Below are 2,121 nucleotides of genomic sequence, written 5' to 3'. Positions count from 1 at the left end.
AGTAACATATCTCCAAACTCTTGGAGGAAACGCGATATATACAGAAAACTACATTGGATTTACTGATGATAGAAACCCTTTTATTGTCTTCATGAATGATTTTGTTATACAGATTTACGAGAATGAAGACGCAATAAAATTTCTACCTTTCCATGGACTAAATGTACAAGAAACCTTTGTCACTGCTATAAATATCAATGAAAAATCTTTTGATTTCAAAATATTTAATAATGCAGAAAGAAAGGCTTTTCTCAATACGGTGATCGTAAATGAAAAGGTTAAGAAAACAATACAATACTACCGAGACATGTTCGATATGTTCTGGAGAAAGCTATTTGGTGTCGACGCTCCGGTGCTTCAAAAAGAAAGGTATATTCAGAGCCTTATTAATGGTGATGACAATAACTTAATTAAATACTCAAAACAGCAGGTTTTCGAATTTACCGTAGCTTATATGGCTAAACTTTTCAATGTTACCAAATAATTGCATATAACACTATATAGATAGCCGAGGTGAATAATCCTCGGTTTTTTTATGCCCATATTTTTTCATCCTCAAAGCACATTTATTTTTCCTCTGCAAAGTCCAAGGCTCATAAAAGAGCTTTGATTGGATGCTTTAATCAAGAATATTGAAGAAAATGCCTCTCACAGCCTATTTCAATATTTTCTTCAATACTCTTTCCGTGGCTTCCTTAGCCACTTATTTACACAAGAGATAAGTAGGTACCTGCAAGGGTGCAGGTTTTGTAATCACATAGACCATTTACACAAAGTCATTTTCATTACTTCCAATTCATTTTTTTTTATCCAAGAGCCAGTATGCTGATTTGTTCTATTTCAAGAGCAAAGGTATTTCCGTGTTCTTAACACAGCAAAAAGGTCATGCCCTCCGGGTTTGCAAAATAATCTCCACCCATTCGGGTCGTATTTTTTTGTCAAAACCTTGTTGCTGCTAAACCCGAACCTTTTATGCTCGTGAAACGAAACAAAGCATACTCCGGCTCTTTAAACGAATAAAAAAAATGTCAGAAATGGAAAATATAAACATTGGAAATGGTAAAAAAGAGAAACGAAACTTCAGCACCACCTCTCATTACCGAATAAATTTTAAAAAATAAAAATCAGAACAAATTTAATAACGCAAAAAAGTAGAAATCATGAACATCACAGGAAGACTAACAAGGGATGCGGAAGTACGCACAACGTCACAGGACAAACAAGTAGTAAACTTTTCAGTAGCAATAAACGACAGCTACCGTAACAAGCAGGGCGAACGCATCGAGCAAACAACCTATTTCGACTGCTCTTATTGGATAACCCCAAATGTAGCCAAGCTACTCACAAAAGGCACTTTGGTAGAACTATCGGGAAGAGTAAGCACAAGGGCGTGGGCAGGTAATGACGGAGAATTAAGAGCAGGACTGAATTTCCATACTTCGCAAATCAAACTTCACGGAAGTAGCAGAAAAACTGAAACCGTACAGGCTACTGCACAAACTGAAAATAACAAGGTTACAGCACAGGAAACAGAGGATGACCTCCCATTCTAACAACGAGTATTTAATCATTTTTCAAACTATAAATTTTAAACATTATGGCACATAATATCAATTTCAACGAGAGAACAGGACGTTATTCATTTTTTAGCGTACAACAAAAAGCGTGGCACGGATTAGGTCAAATCGTGGAGCAATACCCAACAAGCGAAGAAGCTATCAGACACGCAGGGTTAGATTATGAAGTCGTAAAATCTCCACTATTTACCAAATGTTCGGGCATTATCGAAACAACTAACGGCATAGAGATAGGCAGTAATGAATTGGAAGTTCCTACCTATTTCGCCAACATACGCACCGATAACAATGCAGTATTGGGAGTAGTCGGCAAGGATTACCACATTGTACAAAACCGTGAAGCCTTCAATTTCTTTGATGCTATTGTAGGCGGTGGCGAGGGTATTCTGTACGAAACCGCAGGAGCATTAGGCAACGGAGAACGCATATTTATTACAGCCAAATTACCCGACTATATCCGTGTAGGTAAAGGCGATGATGTAACAGAAAAGTACATTTTCTTGACCACTTCCCACGATGGTAGCGGAAGTATCACAGCCGCATT

At 37.5% G+C, this 2,121-nt stretch carries 3 protein-coding genes; all 3 read left to right on the top strand.

Features of this window, described 5'->3' with window-relative positions; genetic code table 11:
* A partial coding sequence (locus tag P8M54_RS07140) for a hypothetical protein (protein WP_300286674.1) occupies window positions 1–484 on the top strand: 484 nt, incomplete at its 5' end.
* A gap of 676 nt (window positions 485–1,160) precedes the next feature.
* Window positions 1,161–1,553 (top strand): single-stranded DNA-binding protein, encoded by a 393-nt coding sequence (locus P8M54_RS07135; RefSeq protein WP_300286672.1) that lies wholly within the window; start codon window positions 1,161–1,163, stop codon window positions 1,551–1,553.
* A gap of 44 nt (window positions 1,554–1,597) precedes the next feature.
* On the top strand, window positions 1,598–2,121 hold a 524-nt coding region (locus tag P8M54_RS07130), incomplete at its 3' end, for a DUF932 domain-containing protein (protein ID WP_300286670.1).

It is taken from the genome of Flavobacterium sp. (assembly GCF_029242675.1).
Lineage (GTDB): Bacteria > Bacteroidota > Bacteroidia > Flavobacteriales > Flavobacteriaceae > Flavobacterium.
This window is presented reverse-complemented; position numbering and strand designations above follow the sequence as displayed.

What these genes read in the sequence shown, in the direction of transcription:
- P8M54_RS07135 (WP_300286672.1), top strand. Translation starts at nt 1,161, where the DNA reads ATGAACATCACAGGAAGACTAACAAGGGATGCGGAAGTACGCACAACG.